Genomic DNA, 20,537 nt, shown 5'->3' on the forward strand with positions numbered 1-20,537 from the left:
GGTGTCTAGGGCAAGCATTGACGAGTTCGAACCGCGAGTTCAGTCGCACAATTATTTACTCGCCAACGCAAACGGCGGGTGCAACACCGTGGCGCTTTCCGGCGGCCGGACGCGCTTGGCTATCTGCTCGACCACCGCCGCGACACGCTCGGTGGCCGTGATCGGCAACATATGCCCGCGCCCTTCCACCAGCTGCAGCTTCAGGCCCGGCACCAGGCTGGCCAGGGCCTGCCCGTGTTTGCGGAAATCCAGCACCTTGTCCTGCGCGCCATAAATCAGCCCGATCGGCAACGTCAGCTGCGGGTAGCGCTTGACCATGTCCGGCAGGAAATCGTTGACCAGGTTGATCTCGGTGGAGGCGGCATAGAAGTTCTCGGGCCGCATGCCCAACAAGCCGCCGCCACGGGTGGCGAAGTCTTCCGGGGCCGGGTCGGGGGCAAACACGCCCTTGACCACCGAGCCTTTGGTCAGCAATCCGATCGGCATGGTCAGGGTGTGCGACATAAAGCGTCGCAGCCATCCCGGGCGTATCGCCAACGACATAAACACCAGCGGCAGCAGGCGCTGGGGATGGGTCAGGGGCGCCACCAGGATCAATCCGGACACCGCGTGGGGATGGTCCAGGGCCAGGGCCAGGGAAATCGCCCCGCCGAGGGAATGCCCCAGCACCAGCGGCTTATCCAGGTCAAGCGTCTGGATAAAGCTGGCGACTTGCCGGGCCTGGCCAGGCAGGTCCGCGGCCGTGCCGGCATGCCGGGTGGAATAACCCGACCCCGGACGATCCACGGTGATCACTCGAAAGTGCTCACGCAATTGGGCAGACAAGGCGTACGTCAAGTTGCGACTGCTGCCCATCAGCCCGTGGATCATCACCAGCGGTGGGCCCTTGCCCTCGTCTACATAATGAAAGCGCTCGCCGTTGATCTCCAGAAAGCGCCCGTTGATCGGAACAGCAGCCTCTATACGCCGTGTCATCCGGGCACTGAAAGCCCACAACACTACGCTTAACCCTACACACACACCCGCAGCGACAACCCACTCGACAGCCATAGCTCGGTCCTCTGCATCCCTGCGTTGCTGGCGGCCCGACCGGTATTGGTCAAGGCCTCAGCCATCGTCCACCCTGGACCTTAACTGTGTGCGTACAAGCTCTCGTCCGTCGGATAAGTCGCACATGAGGAACTGGGTCGTAGCCTAGACGATATTTTCAGGTAGATTATTTAAAATCTTTTTTAAAATAAATAATTCAATTTTCCTTTGCAATGGTGTTCTATCTAAAAAGCCAAAACAAAAACAAGGAGCACATCCGATGTCGACACCCGTAAGGCGCCACCGGCCCACGAGGGACAGCCTATGAATGCCCATGACACCATCGACATCGCCATCATCGGTTCCGGATTTGCCGGACTGTGCATGGCGATCAAACTCAAGGAAGCCGGGTTCCACGACTTCTTTATTGCCGAACAGGCCGATGCTCTCGGCGGCACCTGGCGGGACAACCACTACCCCGGTTGCGCCTGCGACGTGCAATCCCATGTCTATTCGTTTTCCTTTGCGCCCAACCCGGACTGGACCCGGCAATTTGCGCCACAGGCGGAGATTCGCGCCTACCTGGAGCAGTGCGCCCGGCGCTTCGAACTGGCGCCGTTCCTGCGCTTTGGCATGGGCCTGGAGAAGGCGGTATTTGATGAGGGGCAACAGCGCTGGAGCCTGAGCTTCAGCAATGGCCGCCAGGTGAGTGCGCGGGTGCTGGTGTCGGGAATGGGCGGCCTGTCGCGCCCGGCACTGCCGGATATTCCGGGCCTGGACAGCTTCAAGGGCAAGCGCTTCCACTCCCAACAGTGGGACCACGAGTATTCATTGAAGGGCAAGCGCGTGGCGGTGATTGGCACCGGCGCCAGTGCCATTCAGTTCGTGCCGCAGATTGCGCCGCAGGTGGCCCACCTGGACCTGTTCCAGCGCACCCCGCCGTGGATCATGCCCAAGCCCGACCGGCCGATTTCACGCTTCGAGCGCTGGGCCTTCAAGCACCTGCCGTTCACCCAGCGCCTGGTACGCGGCGCGTTCTATTGGGCACTGGAAGGCCGCGTGGTGGGCTTTGCCCTGCACCCGCGCCTGATGAAAATGGTGCAGAAAATCGCCGTGCGCCACCTGCACAAACAAGTGGCCCGCCCTTCCCTGCGCAAGACCCTGACGCCGGACTACACCATCGGCTGCAAGCGCGTGCTGATCTCCAACGACTACTACCCGGCCCTGTCCCGCAGCAATGTGCAGGTGGTAACCGACAACGTGCTGCGCATCGAGGCCGACGGGGTGATCACCGCCGACGGCATCAAGCACCCGGCCGACTGCCTCATCTTCGGCACCGGCTTCCAGGCTACCGATCCGCTGCCCCGCAACTGCATCATCGGGCGCCACGGCATCGACCTGATGGACACCTGGCAAGATGGCGCCCACGCCTACCTGGGCACCACGGTGCCGGGTTATCCGAACCTGTTCCTGATCGTCGGCCCCAACACCGGGCTGGGGCATAACTCGATGATTCTGATGATCGAGGCCCAGGTCACCTACATCCTCGATGCCCTGCAGCAAATGCAGCGTCATCGCATCGCCACGGTGGACGTCAAGCCAACGGTGGAACTGGCCTACAACGCCAGGCTGCAGGAAAAACTCAACGGCACCATCTGGTCCACCGGCGGCTGCAAGAGCTGGTACCTGGACCCACGCACTGGCAAGAACACCACGCTGTGGCCCGGCTCCACCTGGCGTTTCAAGCAGGTCACCCGGCATTTCGCCCTCAAGGACTACGTCGCCAGCCTGGTGTCGATACCGTCCACCGCGCGCCCGGCCGAAACGCCCCACACCACCGCAGAAGGGAGCCTGTCATGAAGTCATTCAACGGCCGCGTGGCGGCCATTACCGGCGCCGCTTCCGGCATGGGTCGCGCGTTGGCCCTGGCGTTGGCGCGTGAAGGCTGCCACCTGGCGCTGGCGGATAAAAACAGCCAGGGCCTGGAGCAGACCGTCGCACTGATCAAGGCCCAGGTGCTTGCACCGGTGCTGGTCACCTCGCAGGTGCTGGACGTTTCCGAGCGCCAGGCCGTGGAAGACTGGGCCGCCCGTTGCGCCGCCGAACATGGCCAGATCAACCTGATCTTCAACAACGCCGGCGTCGCGCTGTCGAGCACCGTCGAAGGCGTGGACTACACCGACCTGGAATGGATCGTCGGGATCAACTTCTGGGGCGTGGTGTACGGCACCAAGGCCTTTTTGCCGTACCTCAAGGCCAGCGGCGATGGGCATGTGGTCAACACATCCAGCGTGTTCGGCCTGTTCGCCCAGCCGGGCATGAGCGGCTACAACGCCACCAAGTTCGCCGTGCGTGGTTTTACCGAGTCCTTGCGCCAGGAACTCGACCTGCAGAAAAGCGGGGTCTCGGCCACCTGCGTGCACCCTGGCGGGATCCGCACCGACATCTGTCGCAGCAGCCGGATCGACGCCAACATGACCGGCTTCCTGATTCACAGCGAACAGCAGGCCCGGGCCGACTTCGAAAAGCTGTTCATCACCGACGCCGACCAGGCCGCCAAAGTGATCCTGCAAGGCGTACGCAAAAACAAACGCCGCGTGCTGATTGGCCGCGACGCCTATTTTCTGGACCTGCTCGCGCGCTGCCTGCCTGCCGCCTATCAAGCGCTGGTGGTGTTGGCCAGCAAACGCATGGCGCCCAAGCAACGCAATGCGCCCTCGCCCGTCCTTGAAACCAACGAAGAGCACCGTCTCTGAACTGGAGTACCGACCATGCTGCCGATTCGCCGCGACCTCCGTTTTGCCCTGCCGGCCGAACGCATCAAGGACTGGCATGAACAAGGCCCGTTCATTACCCACTTTTTCAACGCACTGTCGTTGCTGTTTCCCCAGGGCGAACTGTTCTTCATGGACAGCGTGCGTCACTACCGCCAGCGCATCGAAGACCCGGAGCTGAAGAAAGAAATCCAGGGTTTCATCGGCCAGGAAGCCATGCACAGCCGCGAGCACGTGGCCTACAACGATCTGCTGCAGGCCGCAGGGCTGCCGGCGAATACCCTCGACCGTCGGCTGAAGATGATCCTCGACGCGCAAAAGAAATACCTGCCCGCCTCCTTCAACCTGGCGGTGACCATTGCCCTGGAGCACTACACCGCGATGCTCGCGGAAATCCTCCTCAGCGACCCGTCGCGGTTCGGGGATTCGGTCAAGGGTTACCAGCAGATGTGGTACTGGCATGCCCTGGAAGAAACCGAGCACAAGGCGGTGGCGTTTGATGTGTGGAACAGCGTGATCAAGCCCGGGCCCAAGCGTTATCTGCTGCGCACTTCCACCATGCTCATCACCACGGGGCTGTTCTGGCTGACGATCCTGGACTTTCACTTGCGCCTGTTGTTTGCCGACCGGCGTTCGGGCGGGCATTTGAAGGGCTTCTGGCGGATGCTCAAGTTTCTGTACGGGCCCAAGGGCGTGTTCCCGCGCATGGCGCTGCCCTGGTTGCATTACTTCAAGCCCGGGTTCCATCCCTGGGACCACGACAACCGGGCACGCCTGGCGGGCATTGACCGCCTGGTGGAGGAGATCGAGCAGGCCCATAAAGGTTATGGGCCCGCCTGAGTCCGCTTAGCGCTGGGTCGGGATCCGAATATCGCCATCCCGGCACTGGCTCTTGACGCTGCGCGGGCAGCCGGCAAACGCCAGGTCCTTGGTCAGGCACACCCGCACCTCGGTCAGCACGGCACCCTTGCAGATCACCGCAAGGCCATGGTTGCCCATGGCCGGGTTGCTCGCGCGAAACAGCGCTTCGATGTCCCGCGCGCCCAGGCCGCTTCGGACATTGAAGGGCTCAAGCTGCTGCGGAATCTTGACCACGCTGAGCGCTGCATCGGTCTTGTCCAGGTAAGCCGAAGCCTCAAGGCCGCTGCAGGTGCCGTGCTTGGCCCATTCATGCCTGAGCAGTTTGGGCGACGGGAACAGCGTTCTGCCCCGGGCGAAGTCTGCATCCGACAAGCGCGACTGCGGCTCACACGACGCCGGCCAGCCGCCCTTCGCGTACTGCGGCCACAGCCCATGCAGGACAAACCCGTAGCCCTTGCCCGAACACTGCTGGTCGTCCGGGTGCGTCAGGCAGAAGGTCGGCGACCAGGACAGCGACAACACATAAAAGTCAAACTCCCCGGCCTGCCCCTGGGCCCGCGGCGCTGCTGTCGCGGCCCCGGCCAACGCCAGGCAAAGCACAATCCAGGCTGCTTTCATTTTCATCCGTTCATTCCTTAAAAAGACAAAATTAAAGCACCGCTAGACCGCCAGGTTGGGGTTACGTTGTAGCACCCGGTCCATGACCCGGTCGGTCTTCAACGCCTCGATCGCCAGTGCCGGGTGTTTGCTCTCGCCGCGAATATGCGCATTCATCCCCAGCACGTGATGCCACTGGATATGTGCATGGTTGGGCACCTCCAGCACCTCGCTGGTCTCGCCCTCAAGCCGCAACGGCGCCTCATCGAACACCGAAAACGTGATGCGGCCCTTGCTGCCGATCATCTCCACCCGGTCTTCGCGCCGGTCGGCGACAAAGTTCCAGCAGCCCATGCCCAGCGCGCCCGAGGCGAACGTCCAGCAGGCGGTGACGGCATCTTCGGCGGCATAGCGCCCCGCCTGGCGCGCGGTAAACCCGGCCACCTCGACGATATCCCCGACCAGGTACTGGAACAGGTCAAAACCGTGGCTGGCCAGGTCGGCAAAATACCCGCCGCCGGCAATCGCCGGGTCGGTGCGCCAGTTGGCACTGCTGGCATCGTCTTCCGAAGGCGGCTTGCACAGGGTCCAGGTCAGATGACGCAATTCGCCGATGCGCCCGTCCTGCAGCCAGTCGCGCACCTGCTGGAAGCGTGGCAGGGAACGCCGGTAATAGGAGACAAACAGGTGCAGCCCGGCCTGTTCGAAGGTGCGCTGCATCAGCGCGCTTTGCTCGGCATTCAGGGACATGGGCTTCTCGACGCAGCAATGCTTGCCGGCAGCGGCCACCATCAGGCTGTATTCGAGGTGGCTGTCGGGCGGTGTGGCGATGTAGACCGCGTCTACTTCCGGGTCGTCGATCAGCGCCTGGGCGTCAGTGTAGAAACGAGCAATGCCGTGGCGTGCCGCATAATCGCGCACGGCCTCCTCGCGCCGCCCCATCACGGCCACCAGCGCAGAACCTGGCGCTTTGTAGAAGGCGGGTCCACTCTTGAGTTCAGTGACATCGCCACAGCCGATCATGCCCCAGCGTACGGTGTTCATCTGCATCTCCTTCAGGTGAGTTTTTTTCGATGGGGCAGTATCGGTGTTTTCCGGCCCCCTCTCCACCCTGCCGGATAAAGACTGAGCATGACAATTGCATTACACTTTTATGACAATCATCCAGCTGCGGGGGCACAGACGATGAAAATAAGGGCCACGGTGATTTGCGAGCACGACGGGCACATCCTGTTCGTGCGTAAAGCCCGATCGAAATGGGCATTGCCCGGCGGCAAGGTCGAGCGCCATGAGCGCCCGGCAGGTGCTGCCGCACGAGAACTGGAAGAGGAAACCGGGCTGAACGTGGACGGTTTGCTGTTATTGCAGGAGCTGAAGGCCAGCGACACCCTGCACCATGTGTTCGAGGCGTCGGTGGTGAATATCGACGAAGCCCGGCCGCTGAGCGAAATCAAGGAATGCCAGTGGCATCCCTACACACGCCTGGAAGACCTGGATACCACCCAGGCCACCCAGCAAATCGTCAAATCCTTCCTGCGCCGTCTCTAAGGCGCCGCCAGTTCCGGGCTTTGCCCGCTGCGCAACAACGCCTGTCTTACCAGACCATTGGCTTTCTGCCGTTCGACAAAGGATTTGACGAACGCGGCAGCGGCTGCGTGCGCTACCGGTACTGCGACCGCCTGGCTGATGCTCATGAAGTCATCCTCCAGCAGGCGCCAGCGCTCATCCAGCCGGGTTTGCAAGTAATCCCGAACCCCGGCCGCGGCGTTCAGGCCTTGCTCGATAAACAGGTCTACGGCACCCGCCGAGGTCGGCGCGCGCACCAGTTCGGCATGCTGCACCGTGCGGCTCAGGTACAGGTCATACGCGGCACCCTGGCCGACAGCGATGCGTTGGCCCGGAGCATCGAGTTGGGTCACGCTGCCCAGGGGTGAATCCACCGCCACCAGGTACGTACCCTTGATGATCACGTAGGGCGCGCTGAAGGCGATTTCCTGCTCGCGCACCGGTTCGATGGCCAGGAATGCCACGCGCCAGCGGTCATCGCCCAGCGCGGCGAAGACCTTGCCCGCCGCATCAAAAGTGATCAACTCAAGGCCGACCGCCAACTCATCGGCCAGGGCCCTGGCCAGCGCCACCGACACGCCCTGGGGGCTGGCCGTCCTCGCCGCGCTGGGCCAGCACCGGGTTGCCAAAGTTGATGGCAGCCCTGAGCACACCCTCGGGGGCCAGTTGTTGCAGTACCTGCGGGTCAATCATTACGCGCTCCTAGAACAGTTCTTTGCACGGTCTTGCGAATGACGAAGGGCAAGACGCCGCCGTGTTCAAGGTAACCAACCTCCTGCAACGAGTCGAGGCGCAAGGTCAGGGTGGTACGCGTGGTTTCACCGGTGGCGCGGTCAATCTGCAAGGTGATCGGGTTCTCGCCGACCTGCAACGCGTCCAGGCCGAGGAAGCTCAGGGACTCACTGCCGTCGAGGTTCAAGTCCTGCACCGATGCGCCCTCATCGAACACCAGCGGCAACACGCCCATGCCGATCAGGTTACTGCGATGGATTCGCTCGATGCTGCGGGCCACCACCACCTTGATCCCCAGCAGGGTCAGGACCTTCGCTGCCCAGTCGCGGCTGGAGCCGGCACCGTAGTTGATCCCGGCGAACAACACGGTGGGTGTACCGGCGTAGCTTTGCGCGGCGAGGTACAGCGGCAGGTAGTCGCTGCGGTCGGCATTCCAGGCCCAGACGCCCTGGCGCGGGGGCTGGTCGCAGGACAGCAGATTGTTCAGGCGCGGGTTGGTAAACGCGCCGCGCACCATCACTTCGTGGTTGCTGCGCCGGGTCGAATACTGGTTGAGGTCCGCCAGCGCTTCACCGCGCTCCCGCAGCCAATGCCCGGCCAGGCTGTCGGCCGGAATCGTGCCCGCCGGGGAGATATGGTCGGTGGTGACGTTATCCCCCAGCACCACCAAAGCTCGGGCGTTGCTGATGGCCAAGGACGCGGCCGGCACCGGCGTTACCCCGGCAAGGTACTGCGGGCGGCGCAGGTAAGTGGAGGCCGGGTGCCAGGCAAACTGCACGCTGGCGTCGGCTTCCAGCGCCTGCCAATGGTGAGTGCCTTGCCACAGCAGTGCCTGGCGCTGGTGAAACAGCGCCGGGCGCACCACCGCCGCCACTTGCGCGGCCACCTCGGCTTCGCTGGGCATCAACTCATGCAGGAACACCGGCTGGCCCTGGGCATCCATCGCCAGCGGTTGGGCCGACAGGTCGGTGTCGATGCTGCCGGCAATCGCATAGGCCACGCACAACGCGGGCGAGGCAAGGTAGCCGGCAGGGACTTTCGGGTTGACCCGGCCTTCGAAATTGCGGTTGCCCGAGAGCACCACCACGCCTTTCAAGCCCTGCTCGGCGAAGGTCTCGACATGGCGTTCGAGGCTGCCGGAATTACCGATGCAGGTCATGCAGCCAAAGCCCGCCAGGTCGAAACCCAGCGCGGCGAAATCCTCCAGCAAGCCGGCGGCTTCCAGGTAATCGGCCACCACCCGTGAGCCTGGCGACAGCGACGTCTTGACCCACGGTTTGCGCGTCAGCCCACGGGCATGGGCATTGCGGGCGAAGAGCCCGGCCTGGATCATCTGCGCCGGGTTGGCGGTGTTGGTGCAACTGGTGATGGCCGACATCACCACCGCGCCATGGGTGATCGGCACCTGGAATGACGGCTCGAAGAAATCCTGCTTTTGCGCGCATACATGCTGATGAAACGACGCCCCGGCCTGGGCCAGGGACTGGCGCTGATGGGGCTGATGCGGGCCGGCGACACTCGGTTCAACCTGCGCCAGATCCAGCTCGATCAACTCATCGAACACCGGCTCGGGATCGTCGTCCCGGCGCCACAGAGATTGCGCCGACATGTAGGCCGAGACCTTGTTGATCAAGGCCTGCGGGCGCGCACTCAGGGTCAGGTACGCCAGCGTCTCGTCATCAAACGGGAAAAACACCACGGTGGCACCGTATTCCGGCGCCATGTTCGCCACGGTGCCCCGCGCCGCCCAACTCAGGGACGCCAGGCCCGGCCCGGTGAACTCGACAAACTTGCCGACCATGCTGCGCCGGCGCAGCAGTTCAGTCACCGTCAGTGCCAGGTCAGTGGCCGTCACGCCGTCGCGCAACGCATTGGTGACGCGAATGCCCACCACCTGCGGATAAGGAATTGGCACCGGTTCGCCGAGCATCGCCGCCTGCCCTTCCAGCCCGCCAACGCCCCAGCCCAGCACGCCGATGGCATTGATCATCGGCGTGTGGCTGTCGGTGGCGACCATGCAGTCGGGGTGCAACAGCACGTGGCCGTTGCGCGGCGCGCTTTCCCACACCACCTGGGCGATGGACTCCATGTTCATCTGGTGGATGATCCCGGTGCCCGGCGGGATCACCTTGAAGTTATCCAGGCTGGCCTGGGCCCACTTGATAAAACGGTAGCGCTCGCTGTTGCGGCGAAAATCGATGTCCAGGTTGGCATCCACCGCGCCCGCCTCGGCGTAGTGCTCGACGATCACCGAATGGTCGATGGTCAGCACCGCCGGGATCGAGGGGTTCACCGCCCGTGGATCACCGCCCAGTTCGGCCACCACATCGCGCATGCCGGCGAAATCCGCCAGGGCCGGCAGGCACGTGGTGTCGTGGAACATCAGCCGGTTGGGCTGGAACGGCACCTCGCAATCCGGCCCTTCGCCGATGGCCCGCGCCACTACCTGTGGCAACGAAGCCGGGGCGCAGCGGGCAATGTTTTCCAGGAGAATGCGCACGGAATACGGCAGGCGCTGCAGTTGCGTCGGGGTCAGCAACTGGTGCAGGTCGATCCAGGCAAAGCGCTGGCCGTCGATGTCGAGGTGACTGAGATACTCACTCATAGCTGTTTGAATACCCGCTCGATACGCTCAAGGCCCCAGTCCAGTTCTTCGCGGGTAATGGACAACGGCGGTGCGATGCGCAGTACGTTTTCGTGGGTTTCCTTGGTCAGCAGCCCTTCGGCCAGCAGCGCTTCGCAGATGGGCCGCGCATCGCGGTCCAGTTCCACGCCGACCCACAAGCCACGCCCGCGAATCTCGCGGATGGCCGGCGAGTGCATGGCCTTCAGGCGCTCCACCAGGTAGTGGCCCAGTTGCGCGCTGTTATCGATCAAGCCCTCCTCTTCCAGCACCTTCAACGCTTCCAGGCCAATGGCCGCCGCCAACGGGTTGCCGCCGAAGGTCGAGCCGTGGCTGCCGGCGTCGAACAGGTCCATGATCGAATGATCAGCGACGAACGCCGACACCGGCATGATCCCGCCGCCCAGGGCTTTGCCGAGGATCAATGCATCGGGGCGAATGCCTTCGTGCTGGAAGGCAAACCACTTGCCGGTACGGCCCAGGCCGGACTGGATCTCATCGAGGATCAGCAAGGTGTTGGTCTGGTCGCACAGCTGGCGCAGTTCCCGCAGGAAACCTGCGGCCGGCACGCGAATGCCGGCCTCGCCCTGGATCGGCTCGATCAGCACCGCGCAGGTGTCGGCGGTAATGGCCTGGCGGAAACTCTCGATGTCACCGAAGCGCGCCTCGGTGAAACCGTTGCAGAATGGGCCGAAGTCGGCCTTGTAGTCCGCCTCCGACGAGAAGCCGACGATGGTCGAGGTGCGGCCGTGGAAATTGTTGTCGGCCACCACGATGTTGGCCTGATTGGCCGGGATGCCCTTGATCCGGTAGCCCCAGCGTCGCGCCGCCTTGATCGCGGTTTCCACAGCTTCGGCGCCACTGTTCATCGGCAGGGCCGAGTCGAAGCCCGTGATGCGGCACAAGGTCTTGAGGAAGTTGCCCAAGGGTTCGCTGTAGAACGCCCGGGACACCACGCTGACCTTGTCGATCTGCGCCACGGCGGCGGCGCGGATGCGCGGGTGGACATGGCCGTGGCTGACGGCGGAATAGGCCGACATCATGTCCAGGTAGCGCTTGTCATCATCGCCAATGGCCCAGACGCCCTCGCCCTTGACGATCACCACCGGCAAGGGGGAATAGTTGTGGGCGCAGAATTGGTTTTCGAGGGTGATTGCCGGGTTGGGGTGCATGGTGGGGATGTCCTGCCGAATAAATAATGAATGAACAACAAAGACCCAATGTGGGAGCGGGCTTGCTCGCGAATGCGGAGGGTCAGTCGCCGGAGATGTTGGCTGACCCTCCGCATTCGCGAGCAAGCCCGCTCCCACATTTTGACCGTATTCCATAGCTGGCAAATCAGGCGCTGAGTAGCTTGCCGCTGCGAATCGGCGTGGCACCGGACACCCGGCCCAGCGGGTCGCCCGGTTTCACAAAGCGCACGTCACGGCGCATGTACAACACGCCGGTGTTGTGGCTGCAAACCGTGGTGGCCTGCCCACTGTGGGGATCAACGATATCGAACAACGCCTGCCCGGCCTCGATGCGACTGCCCACCGCCGCCCGGTGTACCAGCACCCCGGCGCACGGCGCATAAAACTGTTCGCTGCCGGCCAACGGCGTCGCCGGGTTACGCAGGGCTGGCAAAGGCCGTGGCGCGCCTTCAACCGCGCCCAGGTGGGTCAGGTAATCAATGATCGCCGTGGCGTCATGTTCTGCCAGTTCATAGGACACATCCCGCTGGCCACGATGCTCGACGGTCACCGCCACGCTGCTGTCCGGAATCGGAAACCGATCGCCAAACCGCTCACGCAGGTTGACCCACAGCAGGTACAGCGCCTCATCGAACGAGTTGGCCTGGGAATCGGTGGCCAGCAACGAGGCTTCAGAGCCGATGTAGCGCGCCAGCGGCTCCACGGTCGCCCACACTGCCTCGCCGGTGTACACATGCATCGCCGCTTCGCGGGAGCAGTGCAGGTCCAGCACGATGTCGGCATCGTGGGCCAGCAGCATCAGGGTGCGTTGCAGCGACTGGAATTCGTCCAGCGGCGCCGCGTCCAGCAGACATTCGCCCCAGGCCTGGCGGATCAGTTGGCGGTTGGCGTCGATGTCCTGGCCCAGCAGGTGCTCGATCTTGTCGGCGATTGCCTGGTACGGCACCGGAAAGCCCCGGTTGTAATTACGCCCGCTGCCCAGTTCGAAACGCCCGCTGGGCGCGCCCATGATGTATTGGCTCAGTCCGGTGGGGTTGGCCACGGCCACCAGCACGATTTGCGCATTCAGCCGGTTGGCATTTTCCAGTTCTACCAATTGCCGGCGCAGGTGCGCGGCCACCAGCAGCGCCGGAGTTTCGTCGGCATGCAGCGCCGCCTGGATATAGATTTTTCGACTTGCACCCATTGCACCGTAATGCTCACTGTCCACGTGCCTGTGGGTACCTGGTGTCGCTTGCAGCAAGGGGTGTGATTTAAGTTTCATAAACCGGAAATCTCGATATTCGAGTGATGAACGCTGAAGAAATATTAACGAGCCGGCGTGATCGTCTGTAAGGGCGGCCCACACTATCTTGATCTGGCAATCCGATCAGTGTGGGAGCTGGCTTGCCTGCGATGGCGGTGGGTCAGCCAGCCTATTCCGTGACTGACCCACCGCCATCGCGGGCAAGCCCGCTCCCACAGTGGGTGGTTACCAGAGCGCCAGGGTGTAACCCAGCATCACGCGGTTCTCGTTAACGTCGTTGAAGTAGTTGCCTTTGCTCAGCGCATTGCGCCAGCGCATCGACACGCCCTTGAAGGGCCCGTTCTGCACCACGTAGCCCAGGTCCAGGTCGCGCTCCCACTCGCGGCCTTCGCGGTTGAAGCCGAGCACTTCAGCCGAATCACCCTTGGCGTACTTGATCCCAAACAACAGGCCGGGCAAGCCGAGATCGGCGAAGTTGTAGTCGTAGCGGGCGTGCCAGGCTCGCTCCCTGGTTTGGGTGAAGTTGCTGAACTGGTACTCGGTGAACAGGTAGGTGATGGAGCCGTCCAGGTAGGTAAACGGCGTGGTGCCGTATTGCTGCTGGAAGCCGCCGCCGATGCTGTGCCCGCCGTACTGGTAGGTCAGGCGGCTGCTCAAGGCGCTGTTGTCGACCTTGCCCGCCAGGCCCGCGCCGTCCTTGTCCGACTTGAAGTAGCGCACGTCGGTTTTCAGCGTGCCCGGCCCCAGGCCGAAGTTGTTCTTGAAGCCCACGTATTGCTGCTGGTAGATGCTGTCCAGCGCCGCGAAGTGGTAGCTGAGCAAGGTGTTTGGGGTCAGCGAGTAGTCGCCACCGGCAAAGCGGAACTGGTCGCTCAGGGCGGTGCTCTTGTAGACCTTGCTCACCGTGGTCAGCTTCATGTCTTCGTAGTTGGTGGAGTCACGGTCCTTGGCCTGGTCGATCTGCCCGAGGGTGATTTTCAGGTTGCTGATATCGTTGGACACCAGCTGGGTGCCGCTGAAGGACTGCGGAAACAGACGGCTGGTGTTGGGTTGCAGGATCGGAAGGTCCGGCACCAGGTAGCCCACACGCAGCTCGCTTTTGGCGAAGCGGGCCTTGGCGGTCACCCCAAGCTTGGAGTACTCGTCGGAGACATTCTTGTCGCTGTCACGCTGCAGCAAACCGGTGCCGGACAGCCCCGGGCTGGAGTCGAGTTTCACCCCCAGCATGCCGGTCAGGTCCAGGCCGAAGCCCACGGTGCCTTCGGTGAAACCGGACTTGATACCGAGGATAAAACCTTGGGCCCACTCGGCGCGCATCGACTGGGAAGCGGCCTCGCGGTAGTCACGGTTGAAGTAGTAGTTCTTCAAGTCCAGCGTACCGCTGCTGTCCTTGATGAAGTCTGCATGGGCCAGTGACGGGACCAGCCCGCTGCTGACAACGCCGACGCCGGTGATGAGTTGAGTCAGGGATTTTTTCATTTTTTTAGCTCCTGGCAGTGGGGTGGGGGTTGGTGTTTTTATTGTTCTTCGGGCATGGCTTCGCCGTTCGCGCAAATCGGCGATTTGCGCGGCGGGTGACGTCAGTCCTGGGTTACAGCGCTAGCGGTACGGGGCCCTGGCGGATGCGGTAGCCACCGTTTTCAAGTTTCTCCAAGGGGCTGGCGGCGGCCAGCAGCTTGCGGGTGTAGGGGTGCTGCGGGCGGTCGAAGATCTCGTCGCGGGCACCCATTTCCACCACCCTGCCCTCGCTCATCACCGCCACCCGGTGGGCGATGCGTTCCACCGCTGCCAGGTCGTGGGAGATGAACAGGCAGGCAAAGCCGTACTGCGCCTGCAGGCGTTCGAACAGCTCGAGGATCTGCTTCTGGATGGTCATGTCCAACGCCGAGATCGGCTCATCGGCAATCACCAGTCGCGGGTGCCGCACCAGCGCCCGGCCAATGGCCACCCGTTGACGCTGGCCACCGGACAACTGGTGCGGGAAGCGGTCGACAAACTGTTCCGCCAGGCCGATGTCCACCAGGGTTTTCGCCACCCGCTCACGACGCTGCGCGGGCGTCATGCCGGGCACATGGCGCAGGGGTTCGGCGAGGATGTCGCCAATCTTCATGCGCGGGTCGAGGGACGAATACGGGTCCTGGAAAATCATCTGGCATTGCAGGCGATGGTCACGGTTGCCAGCCTTGAGAATGTCCACGCCCTCAAACTCGATGGCACCGGAACACGGGCTGTTCAGGCCGACAATCGCCCGGCCGAGGGTGGTCTTGCCCGAGCCGCTGCCGCCCACCAGCGCCAGGGTTTCCCCCGGGGCGATGGACAGATTTGCCGAATGCACCACCCGCTTGAACTGGCTGCGGCCCCACAGGCTGCGCGGCCCCGGGTGCTCGATGCACACGTCCTTGACCGTCAGCAACGGCCGGTCCGCCTTGGGCAAGGCTGCCAGGGTGCCGCGCCGCGGCAGGGCCTCGAGCAGTTGCCGGGTGTACTCGGCCTTGGGCGCCAGCAGGATCTGCTCGATGGTGCCCTGCTCCACCGCGCGGCCTTCGCGCATCACCACCACTTTGTCGGCGTAGCGCGCCACCAGCGACAGGTCGTGGCTGATAAACAGGATCGCCGTGCCCTGCTCGCGGGTAAGGTCGAGCATCAGTTTCAACACGTCCAGTTGCGCCAGGCAATCCAGGGCCGTGGTGGGCTCGTCGGCAATCAGCAAGGCCGGGCGCAGCAGCATCACCGAGGCGAGCATGATGCGCTGGCGCATGCCGCCGGAGAACTCGTGGGGAAACGCCGCCAGGCAACGCTCGGCGTCCTTGATGCCGATATGCCCGAGCATCTCCAGGCTGCGCTCGCGGATCTGCGCATCGCTCAGCCTGGTGTGCAGGCGCAGGCCCTCGGCCATTTGCTCGCCGATGCTCATGGACGGGTTGAGGGACACCATGGGTTCCTGGAACACCATGCCGATCTTCGCCCCGCGCAACTGGCGCAATTGCTCCGGCGCAAGGCTGCCCAGGTCATGGCCCTGGAAACGCACCTGGCCGCTGCATTGTGCAAGCGGCGGTGGCAACAGGCCGATGGCGGCGCGGGCGGCCATGGTCTTGCCGCTGCCGGACTCGCCCACCAGCGCCACGATTTCGCCGGGGGCGATGGTGAAGCTCAGGTCGTTGACCGCCAGCGGGCCGTTGGCCCCCACGCGGATTTTCAGCTTGTCGACTGCCAGAAGGATGTCAGTCATGGTCATTTACTCATCCGCGGGTCGAGACGATCGCGCAAGGCATCGCCGCACAGGTTGAACGCCAGCAACGCCATGGCGATGCAGACACCGGGAAACAGCCCCAGCCAACTGGCCGTGGCGATATACGGCCGGCTGGCGGCGAGCATGTTGCCCCAGGTGGCGGCCGGCGGCGGGACGCCCAGGCCGAGGAAGCTCAGGGAGCTTTCCGCCAGGATCGCCCAGCCGAACATGCTGGTGGCCAGCACGCACACCGGCGCCACGCAGTTCGGCGCGATGTGCCGCAGCATGGTGTACAGCTCGGAGTTACCGATCACCCGCGAGGCTTCGACAAACTCTTTCTCGCGCAACGACAACACCGTGCCGCGCACCACCCGCACCACCGACGGTGTGTAGGCCAGGCTCAAGGCGAACACGATGCCGTACAGGCTCGGGCCGATGATCGCCATCAAGCCCAGGGCCAGCAGGATCCCGGGAAACGCCAGCAACGCATCGTTGACCATCATCAAGCCCCGGTCGACCCAGCCCCGCAGGAACCCGGCCAGCAGGCCCAGTACCGTGCCGGCGGTGATCGCCAGCGTCACCGTCAACACACTCACCCACAGGCTGGTGTGCGCGCCGATCATCAGGCGGCTCAGCACGTCGCGACCGTACTCGTCAGTGCCCAGCCAGTGCGCGGCGGTGGGCGCCTGCAAGCGCGCCAGCAGGTTCAAGGCCAACGGGTCATGGGGCGTCCAGACCAGGCCCAGCAAGGCCATGATCAACAACAAGGCCAGCAGCAGCGCGCCGATCAGCGCGTTCAGCGGCGGCATACGCCAGGCCCTGGGGGCACGCGCCGGTGCCGGCAACAGCACCTCGGGTGCGGCAGGTAGAGGCTTATTCATAACTTAACCCTGGGGTCGAAGAGCGGGTACAGCAGGTCCACCAACAGGTTGACCAGCACATAAACAAAGGTCACCAGCAGCAGGCAGCCTTGCAGCACGGGGTAGTCCCGGGCGTAGATGGCGTCGACCATCAGCCGGCCGATACCTGGCAGGGTGAACACGGTTTCGAGCACCGCGATGCCGCTGAGCAGGTTGCCGAGGATCAGGCCGATCAGGGTCAGGGTCGGTGCAAACGAGTTGCGCAGCGCATGGCGCCACAACACCGCCCGCTCCGACAAACCCTTGGCGCGGGCATGGGTGATGTATTCCAGGCGCAGCACTTCAATTGCACTGGCCCGGGCCATGCGGGTGATCGCGCCGAGTTCCACCAACGTCAGCGTGACAATCGGCAGCACGATAAAACTCAAGGCCTGCCACGGCGATTGGCCGAATGACACGTAACCCACCACCGGCAGCCAGCCGAGCTTGATGCCGAACGCGTAGAGCAACAGCAGGCCCAGCCAGAAACTCGGGATCGACAGCAACAGGGTCGCGGTGGAGACCACGCCAAAGTCCAGGGAACTGTTCTGTTTCCACGCCGAGAGCAAGCCCGCCGGTACCGCAATCAACGCCGCGAGCAACACCGAGACCAGCACGATCCCGGCACTCACCTGGAAGCGGTCAAGGATCAGCGGCAACACGGCTTCATTGGTGGTGATGGAATGCCCGAGGTCGCCGCTGAGCACCGCCTTGAGCCAGATCACAAACTGCAGCGGCAGCGGCTGGTCCAGGCCCAGGGACGCACGGGCGACCTCCAGGCTGTGGGCATCGGCCATGTCGCCGAGCATCAGCAGCGCCGGATCACCGGGCACCAGGCGGATGATCGCGAACACCATCAGCGAGATCAGCAGCAAGGTCGGGATCGACATCGCCAGCCGTTGAAAGATGAAACGCAACATCCTCAGTTACTCCCGGTCGCAGGCACGCTGACGGTCCACAGGCGCGGCTTGGACACCGGCCAGGTGCGCAGGCCTTTGACGTAATCACGGCTGGCGGCGATGGCGTTGCCGTTGTACATCGGGATCATCGGCACGTCCTTGAGCATCTGCTGATGCAGTTGGTCGAACAGCGCCTGGCGCTTGCTGATATCGCCTTCGCGCTGGGCTTCACGCAGCCATTCCTGGGCCTGGGGGTTGTCCCAGACCTTGCGCGCTTCCTTGTCCTTGTCGCCGGTCATCGAGTCGAAACTCAGGGCCGGGTCAAGGCGTTCGGAATACGGGAACGCCATCATCTGGTAGTTGCCGGTCTGGTAGCGCTCCAGCTGGGTGCCCCACTCCAGGGTTTCCAGTTCCAGGTTGATGCCGCTGGCCTTGGCCATGGCTTGCACGAACACGCCCATGTCGAAGATCGCGGCGTAGCGCTTGTTGACGATCAGTTTGATTGGCTGGCCTTTATAGCCAGCTTCCCGCAGCAGTTGGGCGGTCTTGGCCAGGTCGAAATCGAAGCCCTGGTTCTCGATTGCCTGGTGGTAGTGGCTGCCACTGGCGACCATCGAATTGTTGGCCTGGGAACGGCCACCGGTCAGGGCGGCGACGATTTGTGCGGAGTCCAGCGAATGGGCGATGGCCTGGCGCAGGCGCACATCTTTGAGCAAGGGGTCGCGGGTCTGGAACAGCAACGCGTTGACCGACATGGTGCCGCTGGAGGTGACCTTGATGCCGGGGTTGGCAGCCAGTTCGGTGGCGTCCAGCGGCGTGACGTCAATCAGCAGGTCGACGTTCTTCGACAGCAAGGCCGCCTTGGCCGCCGCCGGGTCCGGGATCACCAGCAGGCGCACGCGGTCGAGGGTCGTGGTTTTATTGCCGGTGTAGCCATCCGGCTCTTTCTCGTCCCGCGGGGTGTAGTTGGCGTTGCGCAGCAGGTCGATGTATTGGCCGGGCTTCCACTCGCCCAGGCGGAACGGGCCGGTGCCGATGGGGGCTTTCCACTGGCCGTCGACCACCGAGTCGGGGTGCAGGATGCCGCTGCCACCGCATTCCGGCAGCGCGGTGCTGGTGAGGAACAGGCCGTTGGGCTTGTCCAGGGTAAACACCACGGTGAGTGGGTCCGGGGCGCTCATGTCGACGATTTTCGCGCCGCCATGGCCGTCGAACTCAGGGGCGCAGCGCCATTGGGTTTTCGGGTCGAGGTAGTGTTTCCAGGTCCACAGCACTTCGGCGGAGGTCAACGGCGCACCGTTCTGGAACTTGACCCCGTTGCGCAGGTGGAAGGTGTAGCGCAGGCCGTCGTCGGACACCTGCACGTCCTTGGCCAGCAGCGGGCCGACGGTGGCATCTTCACGGAAGGCCACCAGTCCTTCGGTAATGTGCAAGATGACGGCGTCGGAGTTGGTGTCACGGTTGACGCCTGGCTCGGTGCTGCGAATGTCGGCGTTCAACGCGACTTTCAATAGATTCTCGGCGTGGGCAGTGCCCACCAGCGCGGCGGACAAGGCGCCAGCCAGGAATAAAGTCTTGTTCATGATAAATGCACCTTGAATGATCCTTACGCTTGGGTTCGGACGCTGGCAGGACCCAAAAAGAGGCACGGCCGAACACCTGAATAGTTGTTGTTGTTTTAGTCGCTGATTACGGTTTGCGAATGTTCCTGGACCGATCTTATTCGCCACCCAATCAACTTGAGAAGAACGCTCCGAGTGATCGGGCTCGGTTTATCCGATCATCAACCATCCGTGGGTTGCCCTGGCGTTACCGTACCGAGAAATCAGGGCCTTGAGCTGGAAAAGATGGGGTTTTCCTGATCAGAAATAATGATCGCGATCATCCAGACCGATCTGTGCTCACCTATAGTCATCAGATAAGCTGGCTGGCATTCAATGGTTTAAATGCAGCACTGAGCGAGCCCACCGTCATGACCCTCACCCATCTTCGCGCGTTCTGCTCCGTGGTTGAAAAAGGCAGCTTCCGCTCGGCCGCACGCCAGTTGGATGTGGCCCAAAGCACATTGACCCAGTCAATCCAGACCCTCGAAAAGGAACTCGGGGTGGTGCTGCTGCAACGCTCCAACCAAGGCATCAACCTGACCCCGGCCGGCGAGGTGTTCCTGGCTCGTGCCCGTTCCATCACTCTCGATTGCGAACGTGCCCTGCTCGACCTGCAACCCTGGAAAGGCGAGCCCGAAGGCCATATCGCCCTGGGCGTCACCTCCGAACCCTTGGCCGAATTGCTGCTGCCGGTATTGAGCAATTTCACCCAGCGCTTCCCGCGCATGCAGGTGCACGTGGCCAGCGGCACCACCAAGGGCCTGGTGGAAAAAGTCCGCGATGGCCGCCTGGATTTCGTCTTGTGCCCGCTGGCGCCCAACGTGGCCGATATCGACCTGGCCATCGACCGCCTCTACAGCTCAAACGCCGGCATCATTGCGCGCAAGGGCCACCCGCAGGCCCACGCAAAATCCGTGCAAGCCCTCACCGACTGCCAGTGGATCAGCGTACGCCCGGCCGGCGTAGTGGGCGGCGCGGAGAACCGCTTGATCGAGCTGTTCCGTACCCAGGGCCTGGCGCCGCCAAAGATTGCGATCACCACTGATTCGTTGCTGGAAACCCTGCACATCGTTTCGGAAACCGATTACCTGACCATCGAGCCGCGCATGCTGCCGGGGATGAAGCTGTTTTCCAGCGCCCTGACCACCATCGCCATCGAAGAACCGCTGGCGACCCGTGATGTATGCCTGATCAGCCGCCGTTCATCGCCGCTCACCAGCGTCAGCCAGGAACTGACCAGCATGCTGATTTCCTATTCGCGGCTGGTGCACCGCAGTCGTTGATT

At 63.2% G+C, this 20,537-nt stretch carries 16 protein-coding genes and 1 pseudogene; 5 read left to right on the top strand and 12 right to left on the bottom strand.

Going from position 1 to position 20,537, the window contains the following annotated elements; translation table 11 throughout:
* Positions 1 to 51 precede the first annotated feature (51 nt).
* Positions 52 to 1,050, bottom strand: a complete 999-nt coding sequence (locus QF039_RS15355; protein ID WP_023658917.1) for an alpha/beta fold hydrolase — start codon at positions 1,048 to 1,050, stop codon at positions 52 to 54.
* A 303-nt stretch (positions 1,051 to 1,353) separates the two neighbouring features.
* Between QF039_RS15355 and QF039_RS15360 the strand changes: the two genes are divergently transcribed.
* From QF039_RS15360 to QF039_RS15370, 3 genes are read left to right on the top strand one after another with little or no spacing between them, the layout of a single operon-like run.
* The gene (locus QF039_RS15360; RefSeq protein ID WP_307519261.1) at positions 1,354 to 2,889 is read left to right on the top strand and encodes an NAD(P)/FAD-dependent oxidoreductase; all 1,536 of its coding nucleotides are present in this window, start codon (positions 1,354 to 1,356) and stop codon (positions 2,887 to 2,889) included.
* Positions 2,886 to 3,785, top strand: a complete 900-nt coding sequence (locus QF039_RS15365) for an SDR family oxidoreductase (protein WP_003214652.1) — start codon at positions 2,886 to 2,888, stop codon at positions 3,783 to 3,785. Before QF039_RS15360 ends, QF039_RS15365 begins: the two co-directional genes overlap by 4 nt.
* Positions 3,786 to 3,800: 15 nt before the next feature.
* Positions 3,801 to 4,643 (top strand): metal-dependent hydrolase, encoded by an 843-nt coding sequence (locus QF039_RS15370; RefSeq protein ID WP_003214649.1) that lies wholly within the window; start codon positions 3,801 to 3,803, stop codon positions 4,641 to 4,643.
* 6 nt (positions 4,644 to 4,649) lie between these two features.
* On the opposite strand, the gene QF039_RS15375 is transcribed toward QF039_RS15370, so the two are convergent.
* Together QF039_RS15375 and QF039_RS15380 are read right to left on the bottom strand one after the other, a co-directional pair.
* Positions 4,650 to 5,288, bottom strand: a complete 639-nt coding sequence (locus QF039_RS15375) for a ribonuclease T2 (protein WP_373462001.1) — start codon at positions 5,286 to 5,288, stop codon at positions 4,650 to 4,652.
* A gap of 36 nt (positions 5,289 to 5,324) precedes the next feature.
* Positions 5,325 to 6,305, bottom strand: coding sequence for a Gfo/Idh/MocA family protein (locus QF039_RS15380; RefSeq protein WP_087694134.1), 981 nt, complete (start codon positions 6,303 to 6,305; stop codon positions 5,325 to 5,327).
* 141 nt (positions 6,306 to 6,446) lie between these two features.
* On the opposite strand from QF039_RS15380, the gene QF039_RS15385 reads away from it, so the two are divergent.
* Entirely contained in the window at positions 6,447 to 6,809 is a 363-nt protein-coding gene (locus tag QF039_RS15385) for an NUDIX hydrolase (protein WP_032899596.1), read from the top strand.
* On the opposite strand, the pseudogene QF039_RS15390 reads toward QF039_RS15385, so the two are convergent.
* From QF039_RS15390 to QF039_RS15430, 9 genes and pseudogenes are all read right to left on the bottom strand, one after another.
* Positions 6,806 to 7,520, bottom strand: a pseudogene (locus tag QF039_RS15390) (transporter substrate-binding domain-containing protein). The gene QF039_RS15385 and the pseudogene QF039_RS15390 overlap by 4 nt on opposite strands.
* Positions 7,513 to 10,164: an aconitate hydratase AcnA gene (gene acnA, locus QF039_RS15395; RefSeq protein ID WP_307519267.1), complete on the bottom strand. Its 2,652-nt coding sequence runs from the start codon at positions 10,162 to 10,164 to the stop codon at positions 7,513 to 7,515. The pseudogene QF039_RS15390 and the gene acnA overlap by 8 nt, the downstream one beginning before the upstream one ends.
* Complete coding sequence (gene rocD, locus QF039_RS15400; protein ID WP_307519269.1) at positions 10,161 to 11,354, bottom strand: ornithine--oxo-acid transaminase; 1,194 nt, start codon at positions 11,352 to 11,354, stop codon at positions 10,161 to 10,163. The genes acnA and rocD overlap by 4 nt, the downstream gene beginning before the upstream one ends.
* 166 nt (positions 11,355 to 11,520) lie before the next feature.
* Positions 11,521 to 12,639: a succinylglutamate desuccinylase/aspartoacylase family protein gene (locus QF039_RS15405; RefSeq protein ID WP_177041698.1), complete on the bottom strand. Its 1,119-nt coding sequence runs from the start codon at positions 12,637 to 12,639 to the stop codon at positions 11,521 to 11,523.
* A 207-nt stretch (positions 12,640 to 12,846) separates the two neighbouring features.
* A complete protein-coding gene (locus QF039_RS15410; RefSeq protein ID WP_008437109.1) occupies positions 12,847 to 14,100 on the bottom strand; it encodes an OprD family porin in 1,254 nt (417 codons plus the stop codon).
* A 112-nt stretch (positions 14,101 to 14,212) separates the two neighbouring features.
* The gene (locus QF039_RS15415; RefSeq protein ID WP_307519272.1) at positions 14,213 to 15,856 is read right to left on the bottom strand and encodes an ABC transporter ATP-binding protein; all 1,644 of its coding nucleotides are present in this window, start codon (positions 15,854 to 15,856) and stop codon (positions 14,213 to 14,215) included.
* A complete protein-coding gene (locus QF039_RS15420) occupies positions 15,853 to 16,731 on the bottom strand; it encodes an ABC transporter permease (RefSeq protein ID WP_102604802.1) in 879 nt (292 codons plus the stop codon). The genes QF039_RS15415 and QF039_RS15420 overlap by 4 nt, the downstream gene beginning before the upstream one ends.
* Complete coding sequence (locus tag QF039_RS15425; RefSeq protein WP_003208135.1) at positions 16,728 to 17,669, bottom strand: ABC transporter permease; 942 nt, start codon at positions 17,667 to 17,669, stop codon at positions 16,728 to 16,730. Before QF039_RS15425 ends, QF039_RS15420 begins: the two co-directional genes overlap by 4 nt.
* Before the next feature lie 2 nt (positions 17,670 to 17,671).
* Positions 17,672 to 19,231 carry an ABC transporter substrate-binding protein gene (locus QF039_RS15430; RefSeq protein WP_177055083.1) on the bottom strand — a complete coding sequence of 520 codons (1,560 nt, stop codon included), beginning with the start codon at positions 19,229 to 19,231 and terminating at the stop codon, positions 17,672 to 17,674.
* Between the two features lie 389 nt (positions 19,232 to 19,620).
* On the opposite strand from QF039_RS15430, the gene QF039_RS15435 reads away from it, so the two are divergent.
* Complete coding sequence (locus QF039_RS15435) at positions 19,621 to 20,535, top strand: LysR substrate-binding domain-containing protein (RefSeq protein ID WP_003208132.1); 915 nt, start codon at positions 19,621 to 19,623, stop codon at positions 20,533 to 20,535.
* Positions 20,536 to 20,537 lie beyond the last annotated feature (2 nt).

The sequence above is a fragment of the Pseudomonas sp. W2I6 genome, from assembly GCF_030815935.1.
Taxonomy (GTDB): Bacteria; Pseudomonadota; Gammaproteobacteria; order Pseudomonadales; family Pseudomonadaceae; genus Aquipseudomonas.